Below are 21,517 nucleotides of genomic sequence, written 5' to 3'. Positions count from 1 at the left end.
CTCTCGATGCGGACGAACGTATCGTTCGGCTTGAGCATGTTTGCCGTCGCACGATTCAATGCATCAGGTGTACTGAATGAATCACGTTTCATGATGGTCCGTGTTGAGCAGGTAAGCGAATCTCAGGCGTCAGGCGCGACCGGAATCGGCCGATGCACTGGCTGTCGTGAACATTTCATCGGTTTTCATCGGGCTTTCCGCACGTTTCCGTCGTCTCCAGGGCGAATTTTTAAACCCGTCCAAAACTTTTTGGATCGCGGATTTCCGTTCCGGACATTGAACGGGATCGATGTTTGGGGAGGCAGGAAAAAGAGGGGCACGACACGGCGTCGCGCGGCAGCGCGGGCACCCGGCGGTACACGTACCGCCGGGCGAAACGGAGGGTGGGGAAAACGAGCAGCCGGGGCGGCTGCCATGCGCAGCCGGTGCGCCGAACGGAATGGCGGGAACGCGCGCCGGCCGGCAGCCGGCGCCCGTCGGGCGGAACCTGCGCGACACCGCTGCTGCGGCGCCGTGCGGGCGTCAGAACGGCTTGGTCGGCAGATACTTGCCGTCGAGCGTGATCACCGCGCGCGAACCGCCCTCGGGATCGTCGACCTTCTTCACGTCGAGCCGGAAGTTGATCGCGCTGATGATGCCGTCGCCGAACTTCTCGTGGACGAGCGCCTTCAGCGTCGTGCCGTACACCTGCAGCATTTCGTAGAAGCGATAGATCGTCGGGTCGGTCGGTACGCGATCGTCGATGCTGCCGCGCAGCGGGATCGTCTGCAGCAGCAGTACCGCATCGTCGTCGAGGCCGAGCTTGTCGGCGACGACGCGCGCCGCATCGGCCGGCAGCGCATGCTGGCCGAGCAGCGCTGCCGTGACGAACGCTTCACTCAGGCCTGTGCCTTCGGTGAGCTGCGCGAACGACAGGTTCTTGCGCGCCCTCGCGAGGACGACGGTTTCCGCAAGCGCGTGGCGGGCAGTCTGGCTGTGCTGGGACTGGATCATGGCAATTCCTCGTGGTGGGGTGGGAGCAATCCGGATTCAGGCCGCGACGGCGAGCGTCGCGGGGGTTGCGCGGACACCGGGGTGGTCCGCGAGGGGCACGAACCGGCCGGTCGCGCCGTCGTAGGCGTCAATGCAGCCCGATTCGATGTCGTAGACCCAGCCGTGCAGTGCGAGACGCCCTTCTTCGAGCGCGAGCCGCACGGCGGGGTGCGTCTTCAGGTTGGCGAGTTGCGCGACGACGTTCTCGCGCACCATCGAGTCGATCCGCTCGCGTTCGCTGCGATGCGTGCGCGCCTCGTTCACGACGCGTGCCGAATCGGCGTAGCGCAGCCAGTGGCCGACGGCCGGCATGTGGTCCATGCATTGGCAGGTCGCGATCGCGGTCATCGCGCCGCAGTCGGAATGGCCGCAGATCACGACGTCGGTCACGCGCAGCGCGGCGACCGCATATTCGACCGACGCCGACACGCCGCCCGGCTCGGGGCCGTACGACGGCACGATGTTGCCGGCATTGCGGATCACGAACAGGTCGCCCGGTTCGCGCTGCGTGACGAGTTCCGGCACGAGCCGGCTGTCCGAGCACGAGATGAACAGCGCGCGCGGGTTCTGGCTGCGTGCGAGGTCGCGGAACAGCGCGGCGCGTTCCGGATAGGCGTCGCGCTGGAACTTCAGGAAGCCTTCGATGATGTCCTTCATCGCGTGTTCTCCGGTGCAGGTGGAATCGATGAAGGGCAGGTTACGCCGGACTTCCAATAACGTAAAAGACCGATTTATGATCTAGCTGATAAGCAAGACTTATAGGACCCGCCATGCTGCTGCGCCATATCAACTACTTCCTGGCCGTCGCCGAGCACCGCAGCTTCACGCGTGCGGCCGCCGCGCTGCACGTGTCGCAGCCCGCGCTGTCGCAACAGATCCGCCAGCTCGAGGAGACGCTCGGCGCGCAGCTGTTCGACCGCACCGGGCGCGTCACGCGGCTGACGGACGCCGGCGACGTGTATTTCCGCTATGCGCGGCAAGCGCTGCACGATCTCGCGGAAGGCCGGCGCGCGATTCACGACGTGCAGGACCTGAGCCGCGGCTCGCTGCGAATCGCGGTCACGCCGACCTTCACGAGCTATCTCGTCGGGCCGCTCGTCGAGGCGTTTCATGGGCGTTATCCGGACGTGACGCTGTCGGTGCGCGAAATGGCGCAGGAGCGCATCGAGACGCTGCTCGTCGACGACGAGCTCGATGTCGGCATCGCATTCGAGGACGTGCAGTCGGCGGAGATCGAAGTGGAGACACTGCTGGTCGAGACGCTCGCGCTCGTCGTGAACCATCGGCATGCACTCGCGGGAAAACGCAGGGCCGGCCTGCGCGCGCTGCACGACGCACCGCTCGTGCTGCTCACCGCGGAGTTCGCGACGCGCGCGCAGATCGACCGTTATTTCCGCGTGCACGATGTGCAGCCGCGCGTGCTGATGGAAGCGAATTCGCTGGGGGCGGTGATCGAGATCGTGCGCCGCACGCACCTCGCGACGCTGCTGCCCGCGACGATCGCGACGGGGCATGACGATCTCGCCGCCGTCGCGCTCGATCCGGCCGTGCTGCGGCGCACGGCCGTGCTGCTGCAGCGCAAGGGCGCGTACCGCAGCGCGGCCGCGCGTGCGTTCGTCGAGCTGGCGCTCGCGCAGGGGGCGGGGCCGGTCGGGCATTCACGATGACATGGACCGTCGCGCGCGGCCCGCTCGGCTGCTGGCGGCTGCCTGGCCGGCTGGACGTGTCGCGCCGGGCCCCACGTCCAGCCGGTGCCGACGTCGCCGAAATCGTGTGATTTATCCTGTAAAATCGCGAATCGAGAGAATTTGTACGATAAAACCGGCGATCGAATCGCTGCCCGCTCATCGTTCTCGATTCAAGAGGGCCACGACGATGAATTCCCAAGAACTGGTTCGCGCGATCGGCGGCGGCCTGTTTCAGCAAGCTCGCCTGCTCAAGCTCGACACGCCGCTGGGCCAGAATGTCCTGCTGCCGCAGACGGTTCACGGTGTATCCCGGCTGGGCCGCGATTACACGTTCACGGTCGACGCCGTGTCGACTCGCGACAATATCGAGCTGAAAAAGCTGATCGCACAGCCTGTCACGCTGTGGATCGAACAGCAAGGCGACGCCTATCTGCCATGGCACGGCTACGTGCAGACCGCGCGCCGGCTCGGCTTCGACGGCGGCGTCACCTCGTATCAGATCCGTTTCATGCCGTGGCTCGGCTTCCTCCGGTACCGCCGCGACCAGCGCATCTGGCAGGATCGCACTGCCGACGAAATCCTGACCGACGTTTTCAACCAGCATCCGCAAGCCGCCGGCATGTTCCGGTTCGCGCTTTCCGCGCCGCTGCGGAACCGGTCGTTCTGCATGCAGTTCGAGGACGACTGGCATTTCGTCCATCGCCTGCTCGAGGACGAAGGCCTGTTCGGCTATTTCGAGCAGGCCGGCGATGGCTCGCACCACACGCTGGTAATCACCGATTCGCTCCGCTCGCTGCCCGCCGCCGCGCCGGCACGCGTGCCGTTCCAGCGCACGGCCTCGGGCGACGAGACCCAGGCGCTCGTCCAGTGGTCGGGCTCGCGCACGCTGCAGAGCAGCCACTACACAACGCGCACGTTCGACTACAAGTCACCCGGCACCGCACTCAATCCGAAGGGCACCGACGTCCCGACCCGGCCCGATCAGGGCGACCTGCCGAACCAGGCCGAGGTCTACATGTATACGGGTGCCTATACGTACGGCGCCCAGGGTGACGGCAACCGCCAGTCGACCATCCGGATGGAAGAATGGGAATCGCGCGCGAAGCGCTTCCACGGTATCGGCGGGATGCGCGGCATCGACGCGGGCCGCGTGTTCGAGCTGACCGACCATGCGGCCCATCCGCCGGCGGAACAGGACGGCAACCGGTTCGCGGTCGTCGAGACGGTGTGGTGGATCAGGAACAACCTTCCGGCTATGCCGTCGCATTTCCCGCACGGCCTGGCCGCCCGGTTCGACGCGATGAAGGCGCAGCTCGGCGACGCAGCCGGTGCGATGACCATGCGCCACGCCGATGGCAGCGAAGGCTTCTATCTGGTCGAAATCGAGGCACAGCGCCAGACGGTACCGTTCCGCAGCCCGTTCGAGCACCCGAAGCCCGAGATGCATCTGCAGACCGCGACCGTCGCGGGGCCGAAGGGCGAGGAAGTCCACACCGACGAACTGAACCGGATCAAGGTCCGGTTCCACTGGGATCGCCAGAATGAAGGCGACGAGCGCGCATCGTGCTGGCTGCGCGTCGCGTCGTCGGACACGGGCGGCGGGTACGGCAGCGTGCATGTGCCGCGCATCGGCGAGGAGGTGGTCGTCGACTGGATGTCCGGCGACTGCGACCGGCCGATCGTCACCGCGCGGCTCTACAACGGCGCGACCAAACCGCAGTGGCACACCGACGGTCTGCTGTCCGGATTCCGCTCGAAGGAATACGCAGGCGGCGGCTACAACCAGCTCGTGATGGACGACGCGACCGGGCAAAACCGCGCGCAACTGTACAGCAGCACGGCGAACAGCCTGCTGCATATCGGTTATCTGATCGAGCAGTCCGGGAACACGCGCGGCACCTACGTCGGCAGCGGCTTCGACCTGCGAACCGACGCCTACGGTGCCGTACGCGCGAACCAGGGCCTGTACGTCACGACGCATCCGAACGGCGTGTCGAGCCAGCCGCTCGACGTGCGCGAGACACAGCAGCAGCTCGTCGGCGCCGAGGGCCTGCTCGAATCGCTGTCCGACGTGAGCGAGACGCACCAGGCCGACACACTGAGCCCCGGTCGCGACGCACTGAAGACGTTCACCGACGCGACCCAGCAGAGCATGCCCGGTGCCGCGTCGGGCGGACGCACGTCGGGCGGCGGGACCGGCAACGCGAATGCGTTCGCGCAGCCCGTGATGCTGTTCGGCAGCCCGGCCGGCATCGGGCTGGCGAGCCAGCAGTCGGTACAGATGGTTGCCGACCGGCACGTCAACATCGTCAGCGGCCAGACGACCCATCTCGTGACCGGGAAGTCGCTGATCGCCAGCGCGATTGCGTCGGTCAGCCTGTTCGCGCAGAACGCCGGGATGAAACTGTTCGCCGGCAAGGGCAAGATCGAGGTCCGCGCACACGACGACGACGTCCAGATCACCGCACAGAAGACCGTGAAGATCGTCGCCGCCACGGCGCAGATCGACGTCGCGTCGAAGCAGCCGATCCTGCTGACCTCCGGCGGTGCGTATATCCGCATCGGCAACGGCAACATCGAGATCCACGCACCCGGCAAGGTGGATTTCAAGGGCGGCGACCACAGCTTCTCGGGCCCGACCAGCACCGACTACCCGTTGCCGCGCCTGCCCGAAGGCGTGTGTTCGGAATGCCGACGCAGCGCCGCAAAAATGAAATCCGCATTGACGCCCCGTACATGACATCCGCCGCCTCGATGAAGCCGTTTCACGACCTGACGCGCGCGCTTCCGCTACCGGCTCAGTGGCCGCGCACGACCGTCGCGCAACGGCATGACGATCTGCGCGACTGGCATCGCACACGGCAAGCCGCGGAAACGCGCGCGCTGCGCCTGCTGGCGCTCGTCGACGGCGCGCTGGACGATACGATGCTCGATGCGGCACGAGCACGCGGCATCGCGTGGCAGTCGCTGTATCCGGACACGATGCTTGAAGCGTCGCGGCCCGAAATCGGCCCGTTCCTGCTCGACCTGACGGCGGACGACGACGCGTCGCGCGCGACGATGCTCGACTTGCTGAATGCCGGGAGCGATTCGGATCTCGTCGTGTGGCTCGCGACCGGTCATGCATTGCCCGCGCTCGCCGCGTATCTGCATCCGCTTGCCGAGGCGACGTTGCCGGACACGCGTCGGGCGCTGCTGCGCTACTACGATCCGTCGATTCTCGAAAACCTCGTGCCGATCCTGACGCCTGCGCAACGGCGCGAGCTGCTGGCGACGTTCGTCGAACTGCGTTATCGATTCGATCCGTGGGAGAGCATCGTCGGCGAGGAAAAGGGACCGCTGCCCACCGCCGCCGCAATGCCGATCGTGTTCACGGAGGCGCAGTACGATGCACTCGCACGCGAGGGATTTGCGGAGACACTGTATTTCCAGTTGCATGACGAATTCCTGCCGCCGATGTCGGCCGTGCCGGACCGCTGGGGCATTCGCTATGTAAAGGATCTGGTCGCGCGAGCGCGGAGCCGGCACGGGCTCGTGAACGAGAACGACCTCGCGTATTTCGTGCTGATCGGGATGAACGTGCATCCGGCGTTCGATGCGCATCCGGCGATCGCCGGAAAGATCGCAGCGCGCGGAGAAGTGCCTCCGCCAATGTCGTCAACGCTCGCGGATGTCGACGCGGACGTTTGGGCTACGTTGCTCGATGCGCATCCGCTCGCCGGATATGCCGGCGAGTCGCGGGATGCCGAAGCAATAGCGGCCGATGCGTCGCCTGACGCGGGTTGAGCGACGGGAGATGAGGATGGTGCGCGAATTGACGTGCGGGATGCGGCGGGCCGTTGCGGTGGGCGCGGTTGCCGCTGGCGGTTTGTGGACTGCGTTGGCACATGCGGGGAGCGACGGACCGTATCGCGTCATCGGGTACAACTTCACCGATCGGAGTATCTATCGTTTCGTGATCGACGGGTTTGGGGCGGGCAACCTGCGCGCGCACAAACCGGGCGGTGGCGGCGGAACCGTGTGCTGCGTGGAAGTGCCGCGCGGGAAAAGAACCTGGCATATCAAACTCGAGTACGAGTTGACCCAGGAGCAGTACAAAAACAACCTGCCTGGCGACGTTTACGAAACGGACATCGCGATTCCCCCGCTTCCCGACAAGCACGGTGGATATATCGAGTTTTACTTTCGTCCGGACCGCAGGATCGAGGCTCGATGGGCGGCAGCTCCGACTGATCCGCGCAACCCGAATACAACGAGCAATGCGTCGTCTGCGACGAACTGAATGACAGGAACATCGACATGCTGACTTTGCTTCGCCGCCTCATTCGCAACCCCATCGTCATCGCGGCACTGCTGCTGAGCGGCGCATGGTGGGTACATGCACAGACTACAAGCTACGGTCCCTATCGCGTCGTGGGGTTCAACTATACCGAGCGAGGTGTCTACAACTTCGTCGTGGATGGCTTCGGCGCAGGCAGCGTGCACGCCCGCCAATTTGGCGGTGGCGGCGGTACCGTCTGTTGCATGGCGGTGCCGCGCAACAAGAAAACCTGGCACCTCAAGATCACGTACGACCTGACCCCCGAAGAGGATGCCAAGAACCTGTCGCCGGAAATCTATGAGACGGACGTCGCCGTCCCGAAGCTCCCGAACAAGCGCGACGGCTATATCGAGTTCCATTTCCTGCCTGAACGTAAGATCGAAGCGCAGTGGGTCGAATACCCGACGATGCCGCGCATGCGCGCCACCAACTAGTCCAGCGAGGGGAAACATGTCGAATGAAACCATCGCCGCACAAGGCGCCTCAAAAAGCCAGTCCGAATCGGCATCGGCTGCATCGCGGGCCACACGCGCCGCGAGCGTCAGTGCACAACTTCCGGCCGAGCCGCCCAGCCCGTGCTTTCGTTGCAATCAGGAGATTTATCAGAGCTTCTTCTTCGACGGTTTCGCACAGAGCCTGGCCGACACCGATCGCCTGTCGAATATCGCACGTCTCTTCAACGCACACGCTGACAGCAGCGATGAGTTCGGCATCTACAAGATGTATTACGAAGGCATGGGCCGGGACTTGTCGGGGCAGACGGTCGGTGCGGTCAAGAAAGTCCTGACCGATTCCGAAGCCGCCTTGCTCAAGGAAGCCGATGCCAAAGTGATCAAGGATCCCGGCAAGAAGATCGCCGCCGACATCGCCCAGCGGTTTCGCGACTCGCCTGCCGACAAAGGATTGTTGTCACGGGGCACATCGTCGGTCCTCGACGGGCTGGAGCATGCGGGAGAGACCGCGAGAAATCAGATCAAGGAATCAGTGACGCCGGGAAAAGTGGCTGGTGCCCTGCTACCCGCCGCCACGACCATCGCGGCAGACTCCATTCCGGTTGTCCGGGACAGTGAATTCGCTGCGGGTTACATGGGTACGGGATTTGATGCACGGGTGAACAAGGCTATTGCGGATTTCAAGAATAACGTCGCGCACGCCACCTCGGCCGATCCACGCGAAATCAAGCGCATTCGCGTGGCGATTTTCGGATATGACCGCGGCGGTGTCATCGGACGGAAATTTGCAAACGAATTGATCGGAAAGACCTGCAAGCAGAAGGACGGCAAGATCACTTACGCCGGCATCGAGGTCCAGTTCGATTTCATGGGGCTGTTCGATTGCGTATCGACGTCCTATGCGGATTCGATCTTCACGAAAGTCGTCGCGCCTGTACTTGGCGTCGTCCCCGGCGAAGGCAAGGTCGCCAGCATCAGCATCAAGGGGCTGAGTTTCTTCCTCGCCCTGTCCAAGCAGTCGCTCGGGCAATTCGACATCCAGAAGGAATTCAAATCGATTGTCCATCACGTCGCCGCAACGGAGCTGCGCTTCTACAAGAACCTGGATTCACCACGAAAATCACCGGACCACGCGAACCTGCTGGAGATCGTCTATCCAGGCAGTCAATCGGACGTCGGCGGCGGCTTCCGGGACGGCGAGGATCAAAAATCCTCCGAGCTGGCCCGTGTCTCCGCACGAAACATGCTCGATCGTGCCTGGTCCGCCGGCGTGCCGATGCTGCCGCTCGCCAAGCTGCGCACGATATCTCCATTGGCGGCACGCGAATTCGATTATCGCAAGACAGTCAATGTCAACGGCAAGGATCTCAACGTCAACGATCTGTTCGGTGCGTACACTGCGATGCTGCCGAAAACAAGCGGTCCGCTCGAGAAACACTTCCTCGAACATCAGAAGCTGTTCGTGTCGTGGGCACGCTATGTTCACGATCGCACGGGCCACTACAGCAGCGGCAGCAATCTTTTTATCAATACCATCGATGCGGACGTCTACAACTCGATCTTCACGAGTGGTGGTGGCTTGCCGGACTACGAAGGTCGAGACTGGTACTACAAGGGCCAGGATCCGAACTCCAAGGTTCCGCAGTCGACCTTCGGCGAACGCCGGACGGTCAACGACATCTCGGACAAAACGGTGCGTGCACTCGCCACCGCATGGGTACATCCGCCAAAGCTGACGCCGGAAGTGATCGCGTTCTTCGACAACTTCGTGCACAACACGATTACGCGGCTCAATAACGTGTCACTCGGCGACGGCGTATTCATGCAACTTCGCGAAATCGAAGAGAAAGGCTGGATGGCGCGTCAGACCGACGCCGCCAAGGACTACATCAAGAAAGTCCTCGGCAACATCTCCAAGAACATCAAGGACGCTCAGGACGAATACGTCCGGCAAGTCACGTCCGGCCAGATTCCTCACGGCGCGTCGATCGGCGATCTCTCCGGCGACTGAGCATCACCCTTCGGTTCGGTTAGCAAACCACCCGGCCGCACGCGCGGCCGGGCAACTCACGCTCCCGCGTCGGGCGTCAGTTGTACCCCAGAATCGCCACCGCCGCGACATCCGGCCGGTCGAGCGTATTCCCGACGAGCGACGTCATCGGTTCCTGCAGAACGGCCTGATACGACGTCACGCGCGCCGCTTCCGGCACACCGGCATCGTCCGCTGCCGGCTCGTCGAACGCCGCATCGAAACCGCTGTAAAACCCCGCTTGATTCTGCGAAAAAGTCATCTCCACTCCTTTCCTTGATTATGCTTTTGATGGTCTAACCGACCTGCTTCAACACTGCTGCCTGCACGGGCGCACCGTCATGCGCGGCTTCCGATCGCGCCAGCTGCGCGCGCGTGCGCCGCGTGATGTGAATCACCGCGAACACGACCGGCGCGATCAGCAGGCCTTCAGCCAGTTCCGGATCGACCGGCAGGTTCATCACGTGCAGCGCCTTGAACGCCGCCGTCGCAAGCGACAGCACGTAGTACGAAATAGCCGCCACCGACAGCCCTTCAACCGCGTGCTGCAGATGAAGCTGGTTGCGCGCGGTACGTTCCATCCCGGCCAGCAGGCGCGTCACGTCCTTTTCCTGCGCGAGGTTCACGCGCGTGCGCAGCAAGTCGACGGCGCGGGCGATCCGCGCGGCGATCTGCTCGTGGCGGGCCCATACGCTGCGGCACGTTTCCATCGCCGGCGCAAAGCGCCGCTCCATGAATTCGGCGATCGTCGGCATCCCTTCGATCCGCTCCTCGCGCAACTCGTGGATGCGCGCCAGCACGAGCTTTTCGTACGCGCGCGACGCACTGAAGCGCGCGCCGGCCCCTGCCAGCGACTCGACCCGCACCGCGAGATGCGTGAGCTTGACGAGCAGTGCCGTGTCGTCGCCGTCGGCGCCGCTCGCGTCCATCCGCTGCATCAATGCATGCAGCGCCACGTGGATCTCGTCGAGCTCGCGGCTCATCCGGCGCGCGACCGGCAGCGCGAGCAGCGCCATCATCCGGTACGTCTCGATTTCATACAGGCGCTGCAGCAGGCGACCGCCCTGCTCCTCGCGGAAATCCTCGTCGACGACGAGAAAACGCATGAAACCGTCGTCACGCACATGCCAGTCGCAGAACACCTTGCCGCCGCCGAGCACGCGGCTGCCGACGAGCGCGGGCCCGTCGATCCAGCGGCGCAGGTCGACGCACACGAGCCGCGCGGCCTCGCCCGACAGCAGCTCCATCCGCACCGCGACGAAGCGGATGCCGGCCAGCCGCGCGAACCATGCGGGTGGAATGCCTTCGATCGCGAGATCGTCGAAATAGCCGGTATCGCGGCGCGGCGCGACGAACGTGAAGGTCGAGAATTCGGTGTGGCGCTCCCACTTCAGGTGCCAGCCGCACGGCGACTGCACCGCGTAGTGCGTCGCGCCTTCGTGCGGCGCGGCAATGCCGGTATCGCGGCACAGCGCGTGCAGCAGCGTTTCGTGGATATCGGGCTGGCCGTCCGCATAGATCGCGTAATGCGTGAGCGACACGGCTTCGGCGAGCCGCAGGAACGGCCGGGCATGCAATTCCGCGGCCAGTGCGGCGCGCAACGGATGGTCGATCATCGATACACCACGCTTCCTTGTTCAGTGCTGCACGCCGGATCGACCGGCCTGAACGCCGCGCCGCCCTCGGGCGAAACGCCAGCGTGATCGCACTATGGCAGACACACAGCAACAATAAAAACGCATAATGCTGATCGTTACGTTCAGTTTTCCTGATACCGATGAAGATGCTCGATCACGACGTGCTGGCCACCGTCGTCGCCGTCGCGGAGACCGGCAACATGACCCGCGCGGCCGAGGCCGTGAACCGCTCGCAGTCGGCCGTGAGCATGCAGATCAAGAGCCTGGAAGACGCGATCGGCCGGCCGCTGTTCATGCGCAAGCCGCGCAGCATCGTGCTGACGCGCGAGGGCGAGGTGCTGCTGGGATTCGCCAGACGAATGCTGGCGCTGCGCGACGAGGCATGGGCGGCCGTGGTGCGGCCGGAAGTGACCGGCAAGGTCGTGATCGGCGTGCCGGACGACTATGCGTCGTCGCTGCTGCCTTCCGTCCTGAAGAAATTCTCGGCGACCTACCCGAAGGTCGAGATCCAGGTGATGGGGTTGCCGAGCAGCGCGCTCGCGCCGCTGATCAAGGACGGCACCGTCGATCTCGTGTGCGGCACCCGCATCAAGGGGCTGACCGGCGACTTCATCCGCCACGAGCCGATGGCGTGGGCCGCGATGACGAACGGGCCGCGCGTCTGGGAAGAACGGCCGCTGCCGATCGCGGTGTTCATGCCGGGCAGCGTCGCGCGCGAGAACGCGATCCGCAGCCTCGAACGCGCGAAGGTGCCGTACCGCACGTCCTATGAAAGCCCGAGCCTGCTCGGGCTGCTCAGCATGGTCGAAGCCGGCCTCGCGGTCGCGCCGCTCGCGCGCTGCGCGATTCCCGCGCAACTGTCGATGCTCGGCCGCTCGCACGGGCTGCCCGACCTGCCGCCGCTCGAACTGATCCTCGCACGCAGCACGAAATCGAAGCGGCCGCCGTGCGACTTTCTCGCGGAACAGCTGATGGAAGACCTGCAGCGGCAAACCGGGCAGGCCGGCGACGCCTGATCAGCGCGTCGCGCCGAACCCGGCCGCGGCCAGCGCCGCGTTGACGTTCGCGGCGACCGCATCGACAAGCGCCTCGAGCGTGTCGCCGCGTACGTGCCGGTGTTCCGGCGCGATGTGCTCGGCCCGTTGCCAGCCCCACTGCGGACCCGACGCGACCGACAGCGTCGCACCGAACCGGTGGCCATGGCGGCGGCCGAAGATGCTCACGCGCCGCTCGGCCACATATTCCTGTTCGGGCAGGTAAAGCCGGATCTCGACTGCGACCTGGACGGGATCGTTGACGCGCGCGGCTGGGCTGACGGCCGCACCGAATACCTTGCCGATCCGCCAGGTCACGCAGGTCTCCCAGGCCGCGAGCGGCCCGCCGATCGCATCGACCCGCTCCGTGTCGACCGACCACTGATGCCTTGCAGGCAAGGCGATCGCCTGATGCAGCAACAATTCGGCCACGCGTACCGTCGTCAGAAGCTGACGCGCGAGCTGCTGACCCGACGGCAGCGACGCCGTCCGCGCGCGGCGGCTTGCCGGCCGCGCGACATGCACTTCTTCCTGGACGTACATGGACACTCCGTATTCAGGGGGTCGCGCCGCGTACGACGCGGCGCACGAACCATCTGCGAACGAGCAATGGTCGTTCCCGGTGTCACCGGGCCCGCGGCCCGACACGCAACCGGCGCGCAACCGGCCCGATCACCGCATCGGCCTGCTGCGCGATCAGCATGTGCAGCGTGAGGTCCAGGTCTTCCGGCGCGATCTCGAAGTGAACGTGGATCACGTCGCGCACCGCGCGGGCGCTGACGACATACACGCCGAGCGGCGAGTGCAGCAGCGCCGCGAGGCGGCCGCGCGCGTGCTCGGCGGAGTCGGACGTCAGCGTGACGGGCAATTGCAGCCGCGGGCGCGGCGGCGGGAACGGAACGACGTTGGTGCGTGCACCGGCGCGCAACTGGCGGCCGGCGACATCGAAGGCGGGAACGGGATGAATGAAGGTCATGGAGCGGACGGAAGCCGTCTCGGCTGTTCGACACACCCCCAGCTTAGAAGAGACTGCATAAACGTCGTGCAAAAAAATGGGGCGGCCGTGCAAAAAACGGCATGCAGGCGCCCCGATTGCACCGCGTGCACGCCATTCCGCCCGCGCGGCCGTCGCCCGCCCCCGTCAACCGTGACAGGTCAAGCGGCGGCGCTCCGCCGATACACTGTGTGCCATCCCGACGGCCATGAGCCGCAGCATCCCCGATGCGGCCGTCGCTTCGATTGCGCGCGGCCTCCCGCTACCCGCCCCGCGCACCTTCCCCATGCCTTCCAAGGAGCGCCTGTTGAAGCACTTACGCCGCGCGCTGTTCGCCTTCGCCGCCGGCCTCCTGGCCGCCGCATCCTCCCACGCCCATCCCGTCTGCACCGTCGTCGCCGACGCCGCCACCGGCCGGGTGCTCGTACAGCAAGGCGATTGCGCGACCCGCGTGACGCCGGCATCGACGTTCAAGGTCGCGATCAGCCTGATGGGCTTCGACGCCGGCGTGCTGAAGGACGAGCACGCACCCACGCTCGACTTCCACACCGGCTACCCCGACTGGGGCGGCGCGCCGTGGCGCGAGCCGACCGACCCGGCACGCTGGATGAAGCTGTCGATCTTCTGGTATTCGGAGCAGGTCGCGCAGGCGCTCGGACAGGCGCGCTTCCAGCAGTACACGAGCGCGTTCGGCTACGGCAACGCCGACGCCACCAGCAAGCAGGGCGAACTGAGCGGCGTGATGGGCGCGTGGGTCAACGCGTCGCTACGGATCTCGCCGCTCGAACAGGTCGCGTTCATGCGCAAGATCGTGCGCCGGACGCTGCCCGTCAGTGCGCATGCGTACGACATGACCGAGCGCATCACGCTGATCGACGCGCAACCGGGCGGCTGGACCGTGCACGGCAAGACCGGCACCGGCTCACCGGGGCTCAAGTACGACGCCGCGCATGCATACGGCTGGTTCGTCGGCTGGGCGACGAAGGGGCCGCGCACGCTGGTATTCGCGAACCTGATCCAGGACGACAAGCGGCAGACGCCGAATGCCGGACTGCGCTCGCGCGACACGTTCCTCGCGACGCTGCCCGCACTCGCCGAACCGGGCCGGCCGCAATGAGCGCCGGACTGCGCAACGCACGAATCGACCTGCTGCGCGGCGTGTCGATCCTGCTCGTCCTGCTGCATCACTTCAACATCGCGTACCCGCTGCGCGACACCGCGCTCGCGCGCGTGTTCGGCTGGGACACGATCCACGCGATCGTGCGCAACGGCAACTACGGCGTGACGATGTTCTTCGCGATCTCGGGCTACCTGATCACGTCGAATGCGCGCCGCCGCTGGGGCAGCCTCGGCACGCTCGACGTGCGTGCGTTCTACGTGTCGCGTATCGCGCGCATCGTCCCGTGCCTGCTTCTGCTGCTCGCGCTCGTCAACGGCCTCGCGGCGGCCGGCGTGCCGATCTTCACGAACCACGCGCCGCAAGGCATCGCCGTGTCGTACTGGCTCGTGAACCTCGCGTCGCTCACGTTCTGGATGAACGTGCTGATCGGCACCTACGGATGGGTGAACTACGCGCTCGGCGTGCTGTGGTCGCTGTCGGTCGAGGAGGTGTTCTACCTGTCGTTTCCGCTGCTGTGCATCGCGCTGCGCCGCAACACACGGCTGTTCGCGTTCTGGCTGCTGATCGCCGCGATCGGTCCCGTGTATCGCTACACGCATCCGGGCGACGAAGGCGGGTTCCTCTACGCGTACTTCGCGTGCTTCGACGGCATCGCGATCGGCTGCTGCACCGCGTTGCTCGCCGAACGCGCACGCTGGCAGAGGCTTGCGGCAGCGCCTGTGCAATGGCTGACGGCAACCTCGATGGTCGTGCTCTATCTCGCATGGCCGATCGCCGCAAGCCATGTGCTCGGTGTCTCCGCGATGGCGCTCGGCACGGCCGTGCTGCTGATCGGCGCGCATGCCGAACGCGCACCCGCGCACGGACGCATGCTCGCGCCGCTGCGCTGGAGCGGCCGGCTCAGCTACGAGCTGTATCTGTTCCATCTGATCGTGCTCGGCGCGCTGCGTACGTTCTGGCCGCCTTCGGGCATGCACGGCGACGGCAAGCTGGCGTTGCTCGTCGCGTATCTGGTGCTGTCGGCCGGATTGAGCGCCGCCATCGCGAGCGGCTATGCGACGCCGCTCGACCGCTTCATCAAGCGCGTCGCGACGCGGCCCGCGGTACGCGTGGCGGACGACGCGCGCGTGTAGCGGCTGTCGGCGGACCAATGTCCGGCGGCTACGCGCGGCGCTCGGTCCCTGCGCGGTAGCTTGACGTGCAGTGCCGCTGCCAGGAGGCACGCGTCTCTCGTGAGGCTCGTCGGCGAAGATCTCGCGAATGGAGATTCGAAGGATTCGTACGACTGATGAAAGCATTGGGCAGGGCGCTGCATCCGTGCGCCCTGCGCGCGGCGGTGTCACCCGGCGTGTTCGGCGGCAGCGCTGCGCACGGTCACGATGCGCGCAGGCGGAATATTTGCCCACACGATCCGGCTGCCACTGGCAACAAATGCCGAATCGCCGAGCGGATGGCGGCCGGGCGGCCGCAGGTCGTACGTGAACTGGATCATCACGCCGTCGGCCGACAGCACGCGATGGCATTGATCGACGATCGCCGCCACGGCCTCCCGCGGCAGCGTGCGCAGCGGCAGGCACGACACGATCGCATCGACGCGCGCATCGGGCGGCAGCAGCCGCTCGAGCTGCCGCGCATCGCCCGAGACGATCGAGATGCCGGGAAAGCGCCGTCGCAGATGCTGCACGAACGCCGGCGAGCGTTCGACCACGACGAGGCGCCGTGGCGCGACGCCGCGTTCGAGCAATGCCGCAGTGATTGCACCGGTGCCGCCGCCGAGCTCGACGACCAGCCCGTCGCCGTCCGGCACCGCATCGGCCATCTCGCGCGCCAGATGCCGCGAACTCGGGCACAACGCACCCACCGCAGCCGGACGGCCGACCCACTCGCGCACGAACAGTGCCGAGACCCGCCATGCGTTCGGCCACATCATGGGCAGACCTTGAGCGGTTGCGCCGCCGGCTTCGACGTGCCGGCGGCTTCGTGGAACAGGGCTACGGCGACACGGGGCTTGGGCATGCGCATCCTCCTGGACGAATCGATCCGCCGCAGGAAGCGCGACGATCCAATCGATTCTAGGAAACGCAAACTTAAGGCGACGTGAAGATTGACCCTGATTTGACTGATCAATTCGTGCCGGATCAGCCGACGAATGCCCGGCCGGCGCGGCCCCGACGCGCCCCGTAGCGCCTCACCGCAGGTTGGTTCTCGCGAGCTCGACGATTTCATCGCCGCGCCCGCTGAGGATCGCACGCAGCATGAACAGGCTGAAGCCCTTCGCGTGCGCGAGCTCGATCTTCGGCGGCATCGCGAGTTCGTACTTCGACGTGACGACGTCGACGACGGCCGGCCCGTCATGCGCGAACGCCATGCGCAGCGCTTCCTCGACGTTCTCCGAATGCTCGACGCGTACGCTGAAGATGCCGGCCCCCTTCGCGATCGCCGCGAAGTCGGTCGGGCTCAGGTCGACGTTCGTATCGAGATAGCCGGCCGCCTTCAGTTCCATCGACACGAAGCCCAGCAGGCTGTTGTTGTACACGACGATCTTGATCGGCAGGTTGAGCTGGCGCGCGCTCAGCAGATCGCCGAGCAGCATCGACAGCCCGCCGTCGCCGGACAGCGACACGACCTGACGCCCCGGATGCGCACCTTGCGCGCCGAGCGCCTGCGGCATCGCGTTCGCCATCGACCCGTGATTGAACGAGCCATGCAGTTGCCGCTTGCCGTTCATCGTCAGGTAGCGCGCGGCCCACAGCGTCGGCGTGCCAACGTCGGCCGTGAAGATCGCGTCGTCGGCCGCGACTTCGTCGACGATCTTCGTCAGGTATTGCGGATGAATCGCGCGGCCCGGCGGCTCGGCCACCGCGAGATCGTCGAGCCCCTTGCGCGCGGCCGCATAGTGCTTCAGCGCGTTCTCAAGGAAGCGCCGCTGCGTCTTGCGCGTCAGGCGCGGCAGCAGCGCCGCGATCGTTTCCTTCACCGTGCCGACGAGACCGAGCGCAAGCGGCGCGCGATGGCCGAGCTGCGAGCCCTTCCAGTCGATCTGCACGACCTTCGCGTTCGCCGGATAGAACGGCCGATACGGGAAATCCGTGCCGAGCATCAGCAGCGTGTCGCACGATTCCATCGCGTGATAGCCCGAGCTGAAACCGATCAGCCCCGTCATCCCGACGTCGAACGGGTTGTCCCATTCGACGAACTGCTTGCCGCGCAGCGCATGCACGACCGGTGCGCCGAGCGTGTCGGCCAGCGCGACCACTTCGTCGTGCGCACCCTGCGTGCCGCTGCCGCACAGCAGCGTGACCGCGTCGGATGCGTTGAGCAGCGCCGCGAGCCGGTCGAGATCGGCATCGGCCGGCAGGATCGACGGCGGCGCGGAATCGCTCCATGCCGGCGCTTCTTCCGGGCCGTCGCCGAGCGCGATGTCGCCCGGCAGCACGATCACCGCGACGCCGCGCTCCTCGATCGCGGTGCGCATCGCGCGCGCGAGCACGCGTGGAAACTGCGACGCGTTCGTCACGAGTTCGGCGAAGTGGCTGCACTCGCGAAACAGTTCCTGCGGATGGGTTTCCTGGAAGTAGCCGAGGCCGATCTCGGTCGACGGGATGTGCGCGGCGATCGCGAGCACCGGCTGGTGATTGCGGTGGCAGTCGTACAACCCGTTGATCAGGTGCAGGTTGCCGGGGCCGCAACTGCCCGCGCACACCGCGAGCCGCCCGGTCGACGCCGCATCGGCACCGGCCGCGAACGCCGCGCTTTCCTCGTGCCGCGTATGCATCCAGCGGATCGAGCCGATCTGGCTCAGGCTGAACGACAGGCCGTTCAGGCTGTCGCCCGTCACGCCCCAGATGCGCTCGACGCCTGCTGCCGCGAGCGTCTTCGCCAGGTATTCCGCCATCGTCTGTCTTGCCATGATGCCCTCACAGTTGGGTGGTCGCGACATGCGGCATCTGCCCGCATGGGCGCATGATAGTCAAGGACGCGAAACGACGTCTGAACGGTGCAATCTCGAATTGTGCCGCGCGGAACACCGACGCGAAATCGGCCTGTTCGTCGCGCTACAGCGGCAGCGCATGCGTCGACAGGATCTCCTTGAGCACCATGAACGAGCGCACCTGCCGTACGCCCGGCAGGTAAAGCAGCTGTTCGGCGTGCAGCCGGTTGAAGCTGTCGTTGTCGCGCGTGCGCACCAGCATGAAGTAGTCGAATTCGCCCGTCACGACGTGGCACTCGACGCATCCCGACACCTTCTGCGCGGCCTTCTCGAACGCGGCGAACGCTTCGGGCGTCGAGCGATCGAGCACGAAGCCGATCACCACCAGCATCCCCGCGCCGAGCGGCTTCGGATCGAGCAACGCGACGATGCCGCGGATCAGCCCCATTTCCTTCAGCCGCTCGACACGCCGGAGGCAGGCCGGCGCGCTCAGCTTCACCTTCGCCGCGAGGCTCACGTTCGAGATCGACGCGTCCTGCTGCAGCTGCCGCAGGATCGCGCGGTCGATGCGATCGAGCGCCGGCGCGGCGTCGGCCGGCGTTGCACTGCCGCGATCTAATTTCATTGCGTCAACCTCCATTTCAGCGAACTAAAATTGTTTATCTCTCATACATATCGTCGATAACGTAGGTCACGGCAATTTATTTCGCAAGCTCATTTCCCGCGCTTCTGCCTATCATTTTTCTCATCGGGGCACGGCCTGCCGGCCCGCCCGATCGATCCGATTTCCCGCCCAGTCCATTGCTTTCCGGAGCCCGCCGATGAACCTGCAACGCTTCCCCCGTTATCCGCTGACGTTCGGCCCGACGCCCATCCAGCCGCTCAAGCGCCTGAGCGCGCATCTCGGCGGCAAGGTCGAGCTGTATGCGAAGCGCGAGGACTGCAACAGCGGCCTCGCATTCGGCGGCAACAAGACGCGCAAGCTCGAATACCTCGTCCCCGATGCGCTCGAGCAGGGCGCGGACACGCTCGTGTCGATCGGCGGCGTGCAGTCGAACCAGACGCGCCAGGTCGCGGCCGTCGCCGCGCATCTCGGGATGAAGTGCGTGCTCGTGCAGGAACACTGGGTCAACTATGAAGATCCGGTGTACGACCGGGTCGGCAACATCCAGTTGTCGCGGATGATGGGTGCCGACGTGCGGCTCGTGCCGGACGGCTTCGACATCGGCATTCGCCGCAGCTGGGAAGAAGCGATGGAAAGCGTGCGGCAGGCCGGCGGCAAGCCGTATCCGATTCCGGCCGGCTGTTCCGAACATCCGCTCGGCGGGCTCGGGTTCGTCGGCTTCGCGGAAGAAGTGCGTGCGCAGGAAGCGGAACTCGGGTTCAAGTTCGATTACGTCGTCGTCTGCTCGGTGACGGGCAGCACGCAGGCGGGGATGGTTGTCGGCTTCGCGGCCGACGGGCGCGCGGATCGCGTGATCGGCATCGATGCATCGGCGAAGCCCGAGCAGACGCGCGAACAGATCACGCGGATTGCGCGGCATACGGCCGAGCTGGTCGGCCTCGGCCGCGATATCGTCGAACAGGATGTCGTGCTGGATACGCGATATGGCGGGCCCGAATATGGGCTGCCGAGCGACGGCACGCTCGAAGCGATTCGACTGTGCGCGCGGCTGGAAGGGATGCTGACCGATCCCGTCTACGAAGGGAAGTCGATGCACGGAATGATCGACAAGGTGCGGCTCGGGGAATTCGAGCCGGGGTCGAAGGTGCTGTATGCGCATCTCGGCGGGGTGCCGGCGTTGAGTGCGTATAGCGACACCTTCCGCGAGGGTTGATGCAGCGCCGCTACGTCGACCGACCGGCGCGCGCTTCGCAATCCGACCGGCGGCGCTATTGATAGGAAAAGGTGAACGTCGTGGCCGCGTTTACCGTCCCCGCCGTAAGAAGCCCGGTTCTGACGTACCGCACAGCCAGCGGGATGGACAGCGCGTTGTCCCTGCCCCTGCCCACGAACCATTGATTGGTGTTGCCTTTCGCGCTCGAATCCGGGCCGAACGAGATCTTGCTCGCGTCGTTCGCCCGGTAAAGCCGGAGACCGACACCGCGCGCCGTCGAGCCGGGCGACAAGCTCAGGACATCCGTGGTATTGACCGGATTCGCGACGTCGGTCATCGTCACATAGACGTCGACCGTGCCCCGACAACTGACCTGCAACGATGTCGTGCCCACCACGTCCGAGACGTCGCCGACCGCAGCCAGCTTGCCGGCATAAACCCGCGATAGCGAAATGTTGCTGGTCGCGGCCGACGTCAGCGAACAGCCGCTCGCCGTTACATTGAGCGTAAAAGGGTCGAGCGAAATGGTACGGGTGTCAGAATATCCGTTCGAGCCGGAGATCCTGAATCTGAACATCGGACGCGGCTTCGACGTATGTGAGCCTGTCACTATCTGACCCGAAAATACAAGCGCGACGCGAAAAACGGTATACCACTTGTAATTGCTCGCGGGGACCTTGGCAACCTCGATTTCCCCGGGTCCGAGCACCGTCCATCCGCCCGTGCTTTGTTGCTGAACGCCTGCCATGACGGCAAAGCCGACACCGGGAACACCCGTTTCATAAACAGGATGAGTTTGCCCATCCACACGATACGTGACACCCGGAACCGGTGTCCCCAATGCGGTTGCCGTAATGGTCATCTCCGCTTTGCAATCGTTATAAATCACGCTCGTCTTCTCCGATGTCAACGCGTTCGGACCAACCAGTGTCCCCGGTACGTATGCGTCTCGCGAGGCCGTGATGTTCGCCGGAACCTTCACCGAAGTGCTTGACGAAAATACGCCCAACTCACACGCCAGCGCGTTCGTTTGCGGAGCCAGCAGACAGGCCACCCCCCAAAAAAAGCTCTTCACCAGCAACCGGATACGACACATCCTCGCTCCGTAGAAGTTTTTGAAATAAATGAAATTCACTTATTTTCTCTTTGACGTCAAAAATTATGGATAAGCAAAGCATTAATTTTGTTAAGTACGACCATGATGCAAAATCAGACCTATCTCGATCCACCTAAAAAATGTAGGGTGAGTACGGCAATCACGTTCGAGCTTGATCGCATCGGGTCGCCCTGAAAAGTTGCGCCGACCGAGATCGAGCATCACGACTGCCCGGGAGAGACACGGCGGCGCCTTTCGGTATCGCAGCCGTGCCTCTCCACCGGCCGGTTCAATACCTGTCACGGGACTGAACCGTGCAGTGTCTTTATCTCGATGTCGCCGTGG

General features: G+C 65.1%; 20 protein-coding genes. 10 read left to right on the top strand and 10 right to left on the bottom strand.

Annotation, left to right across the window (positions count from 1 at the left end; all coding sequences use genetic code 11):
• Nucleotides 1-522 precede the first annotated feature (522 nt).
• Nucleotides 523-993 carry a cyanase gene (cynS, locus tag U5798_RS34430; RefSeq protein ID WP_322084638.1) on the bottom strand — a complete coding sequence of 157 codons (471 nt, stop codon included), beginning with the start codon at nt 991-993 and terminating at the stop codon, nt 523-525.
• 36 nt (nt 994-1,029) lie between these two features.
• On the bottom strand, nt 1,030-1,689 hold the full coding sequence (locus U5798_RS34425; RefSeq protein ID WP_322084637.1) for a carbonic anhydrase: 660 nt from the start codon (nt 1,687-1,689) through the stop codon (nt 1,030-1,032).
• Between the two features lie 113 nt (nt 1,690-1,802).
• Between U5798_RS34425 and cynR the strand changes: the two genes are divergently transcribed.
• The 6 genes from cynR (at nt 1,803) to U5798_RS34395 (ending at nt 9,504) form a co-directional block, all read left to right on the top strand.
• Nucleotides 1,803-2,699 carry a transcriptional regulator CynR gene (gene cynR, locus U5798_RS34420; protein ID WP_322084636.1) on the top strand — a complete coding sequence of 299 codons (897 nt, stop codon included), beginning with the start codon at nt 1,803-1,805 and terminating at the stop codon, nt 2,697-2,699.
• Between the two features lie 208 nt (nt 2,700-2,907).
• Nucleotides 2,908-5,460, top strand: coding sequence for a type VI secretion system Vgr family protein (locus tag U5798_RS34415; protein ID WP_322084635.1), 2,553 nt, complete (start codon nt 2,908-2,910; stop codon nt 5,458-5,460).
• Entirely contained in the window at nt 5,457-6,506 is a 1,050-nt protein-coding gene (locus U5798_RS34410) for a DUF4123 domain-containing protein (RefSeq protein ID WP_322084634.1), read from the top strand. Before U5798_RS34415 ends, U5798_RS34410 begins: the two co-directional genes overlap by 4 nt.
• Nucleotides 6,507-6,522: 16 nt before the next feature.
• A complete protein-coding gene (locus tag U5798_RS34405; protein WP_322084633.1) occupies nt 6,523-7,002 on the top strand; it encodes a DUF3304 domain-containing protein in 480 nt (159 codons plus the stop codon).
• Nucleotides 7,003-7,019: 17 nt separating this feature from the next.
• Nucleotides 7,020-7,475: a DUF3304 domain-containing protein gene (locus U5798_RS34400; RefSeq protein ID WP_322084632.1), complete on the top strand. Its 456-nt coding sequence runs from the start codon at nt 7,020-7,022 to the stop codon at nt 7,473-7,475.
• Nucleotides 7,476-7,491: 16 nt separating this feature from the next.
• Complete coding sequence (locus tag U5798_RS34395) at nt 7,492-9,504, top strand: phospholipase effector Tle1 domain-containing protein (RefSeq protein ID WP_322084631.1); 2,013 nt, start codon at nt 7,492-7,494, stop codon at nt 9,502-9,504.
• A 76-nt stretch (nt 9,505-9,580) separates the two neighbouring features.
• On the opposite strand, the gene U5798_RS34390 is transcribed toward U5798_RS34395, so the two are convergent.
• Together U5798_RS34390 and U5798_RS34385 are read right to left on the bottom strand one after the other, a co-directional pair.
• Entirely contained in the window at nt 9,581-9,784 is a 204-nt protein-coding gene (locus U5798_RS34390; protein WP_124476610.1) for a hypothetical protein, read from the bottom strand.
• 34 nt (nt 9,785-9,818) lie between these two features.
• Nucleotides 9,819-11,138: a DUF3422 domain-containing protein gene (locus U5798_RS34385; RefSeq protein WP_322084630.1), complete on the bottom strand. Its 1,320-nt coding sequence runs from the start codon at nt 11,136-11,138 to the stop codon at nt 9,819-9,821.
• A gap of 161 nt (nt 11,139-11,299) precedes the next feature.
• On the opposite strand from U5798_RS34385, the gene U5798_RS34380 reads away from it, so the two are divergent.
• Nucleotides 11,300-12,175, top strand: a complete 876-nt coding sequence (locus U5798_RS34380; protein ID WP_124456650.1) for a LysR family transcriptional regulator — start codon at nt 11,300-11,302, stop codon at nt 12,173-12,175.
• On the opposite strand, the gene U5798_RS34375 is transcribed toward U5798_RS34380, so the two are convergent.
• Nucleotides 12,176-12,736: a hypothetical protein gene (locus U5798_RS34375; protein ID WP_124456651.1), complete on the bottom strand. Its 561-nt coding sequence runs from the start codon at nt 12,734-12,736 to the stop codon at nt 12,176-12,178.
• 82 nt (nt 12,737-12,818) lie between these two features.
• The gene (locus U5798_RS34370) at nt 12,819-13,169 is read right to left on the bottom strand and encodes a hypothetical protein (RefSeq protein WP_322084629.1); all 351 of its coding nucleotides are present in this window, start codon (nt 13,167-13,169) and stop codon (nt 12,819-12,821) included.
• A 304-nt stretch (nt 13,170-13,473) separates the two neighbouring features.
• Here U5798_RS34370 and blaOXA point away from each other — a divergent pair, with 304 nt between their 5' ends.
• Both blaOXA and U5798_RS34360 read left to right on the top strand, forming a co-directional pair.
• The gene (blaOXA, locus tag U5798_RS34365; protein ID WP_415859531.1) at nt 13,474-14,304 is read left to right on the top strand and encodes an OXA-1043 family class D beta-lactamase; all 831 of its coding nucleotides are present in this window, start codon (nt 13,474-13,476) and stop codon (nt 14,302-14,304) included.
• The gene (locus U5798_RS34360; RefSeq protein WP_322084627.1) at nt 14,301-15,440 is read left to right on the top strand and encodes an acyltransferase; all 1,140 of its coding nucleotides are present in this window, start codon (nt 14,301-14,303) and stop codon (nt 15,438-15,440) included. Before blaOXA ends, U5798_RS34360 begins: the two co-directional genes overlap by 4 nt.
• Before the next feature lie 206 nt (nt 15,441-15,646).
• On the opposite strand, the gene U5798_RS34355 is transcribed toward U5798_RS34360, so the two are convergent.
• The 3 genes from U5798_RS34355 to U5798_RS34345 form a co-directional block, all read right to left on the bottom strand.
• Complete coding sequence (locus U5798_RS34355; RefSeq protein WP_322084626.1) at nt 15,647-16,237, bottom strand: class I SAM-dependent methyltransferase; 591 nt, start codon at nt 16,235-16,237, stop codon at nt 15,647-15,649.
• Between the two features lie 258 nt (nt 16,238-16,495).
• The gene (gene poxB, locus U5798_RS34350; RefSeq protein ID WP_322084625.1) at nt 16,496-18,217 is read right to left on the bottom strand and encodes a ubiquinone-dependent pyruvate dehydrogenase; all 1,722 of its coding nucleotides are present in this window, start codon (nt 18,215-18,217) and stop codon (nt 16,496-16,498) included.
• A gap of 145 nt (nt 18,218-18,362) precedes the next feature.
• Complete coding sequence (locus tag U5798_RS34345) at nt 18,363-18,863, bottom strand: Lrp/AsnC family transcriptional regulator (protein WP_322084624.1); 501 nt, start codon at nt 18,861-18,863, stop codon at nt 18,363-18,365.
• A 196-nt stretch (nt 18,864-19,059) separates the two neighbouring features.
• Here U5798_RS34345 and U5798_RS34340 point away from each other — a divergent pair, with 196 nt between their 5' ends.
• Nucleotides 19,060-20,076 carry a 1-aminocyclopropane-1-carboxylate deaminase gene (locus U5798_RS34340; RefSeq protein ID WP_322084623.1) on the top strand — a complete coding sequence of 339 codons (1,017 nt, stop codon included), beginning with the start codon at nt 19,060-19,062 and terminating at the stop codon, nt 20,074-20,076.
• Nucleotides 20,077-20,131: 55 nt separating this feature from the next.
• Here the strand turns inward: U5798_RS34340 and U5798_RS34335 are convergent, their stop codons facing one another.
• Nucleotides 20,132-21,211, bottom strand: coding sequence for a fimbrial protein (locus U5798_RS34335; protein ID WP_124456658.1), 1,080 nt, complete (start codon nt 21,209-21,211; stop codon nt 20,132-20,134).
• Nucleotides 21,212-21,517 lie beyond the last annotated feature (306 nt).

The sequence above is a fragment of the Burkholderia sp. BCC1972 genome (genome assembly GCF_905339605.1).
In the GTDB taxonomy this organism is placed as follows: Bacteria; Pseudomonadota; Gammaproteobacteria; order Burkholderiales; family Burkholderiaceae; genus Burkholderia.
The sequence above is the reverse complement of the archived record's forward strand: the minus strand, read 5'-3'. Positions and strand labels throughout refer to the sequence as shown.

What these genes read in the sequence shown, in the direction of transcription:
- U5798_RS34385 (WP_322084630.1), bottom strand. Translation starts at nt 11,138, where the DNA reads ATGATCGACCATCCGTTGCGCGCCGCACTGGCCGCGGAATTGCATGCC.
- U5798_RS34425 (WP_322084637.1), bottom strand. Translation starts at nt 1,689, where the DNA reads ATGAAGGACATCATCGAAGGCTTCCTGAAGTTCCAGCGCGACGCCTAT.
- U5798_RS34340 (WP_322084623.1), top strand. Translation starts at nt 19,060, where the DNA reads ATGAACCTGCAACGCTTCCCCCGTTATCCGCTGACGTTCGGCCCGACG.
- U5798_RS34390 (WP_124476610.1), bottom strand. Translation starts at nt 9,784, where the DNA reads ATGACTTTTTCGCAGAATCAAGCGGGGTTTTACAGCGGTTTCGATGCG.
- U5798_RS34375 (WP_124456651.1), bottom strand. Translation starts at nt 12,736, where the DNA reads ATGTACGTCCAGGAAGAAGTGCATGTCGCGCGGCCGGCAAGCCGCCGC.
- U5798_RS34355 (WP_322084626.1), bottom strand. Translation starts at nt 16,237, where the DNA reads ATGATGTGGCCGAACGCATGGCGGGTCTCGGCACTGTTCGTGCGCGAG.
- poxB (WP_322084625.1), bottom strand. Translation starts at nt 18,217, where the DNA reads ATGGCAAGACAGACGATGGCGGAATACCTGGCGAAGACGCTCGCGGCA.
- U5798_RS34400 (WP_322084632.1), top strand. Translation starts at nt 7,020, where the DNA reads ATGCTGACTTTGCTTCGCCGCCTCATTCGCAACCCCATCGTCATCGCG.
- U5798_RS34345 (WP_322084624.1), bottom strand. Translation starts at nt 18,863, where the DNA reads ATGAAATTAGATCGCGGCAGTGCAACGCCGGCCGACGCCGCGCCGGCG.
- U5798_RS34360 (WP_322084627.1), top strand. Translation starts at nt 14,301, where the DNA reads ATGAGCGCCGGACTGCGCAACGCACGAATCGACCTGCTGCGCGGCGTG.
- U5798_RS34410 (WP_322084634.1), top strand. Translation starts at nt 5,457, where the DNA reads ATGACATCCGCCGCCTCGATGAAGCCGTTTCACGACCTGACGCGCGCG.
- cynS (WP_322084638.1), bottom strand. Translation starts at nt 993, where the DNA reads ATGATCCAGTCCCAGCACAGCCAGACTGCCCGCCACGCGCTTGCGGAA.
- U5798_RS34415 (WP_322084635.1), top strand. Translation starts at nt 2,908, where the DNA reads ATGAATTCCCAAGAACTGGTTCGCGCGATCGGCGGCGGCCTGTTTCAG.
- U5798_RS34380 (WP_124456650.1), top strand. Translation starts at nt 11,300, where the DNA reads ATGAAGATGCTCGATCACGACGTGCTGGCCACCGTCGTCGCCGTCGCG.
- U5798_RS34405 (WP_322084633.1), top strand. Translation starts at nt 6,523, where the DNA reads ATGGTGCGCGAATTGACGTGCGGGATGCGGCGGGCCGTTGCGGTGGGC.
- blaOXA (WP_415859531.1), top strand. Translation starts at nt 13,474, where the DNA reads ATGCCTTCCAAGGAGCGCCTGTTGAAGCACTTACGCCGCGCGCTGTTC.
- U5798_RS34370 (WP_322084629.1), bottom strand. Translation starts at nt 13,169, where the DNA reads ATGACCTTCATTCATCCCGTTCCCGCCTTCGATGTCGCCGGCCGCCAG.
- cynR (WP_322084636.1), top strand. Translation starts at nt 1,803, where the DNA reads ATGCTGCTGCGCCATATCAACTACTTCCTGGCCGTCGCCGAGCACCGC.
- U5798_RS34395 (WP_322084631.1), top strand. Translation starts at nt 7,492, where the DNA reads ATGTCGAATGAAACCATCGCCGCACAAGGCGCCTCAAAAAGCCAGTCC.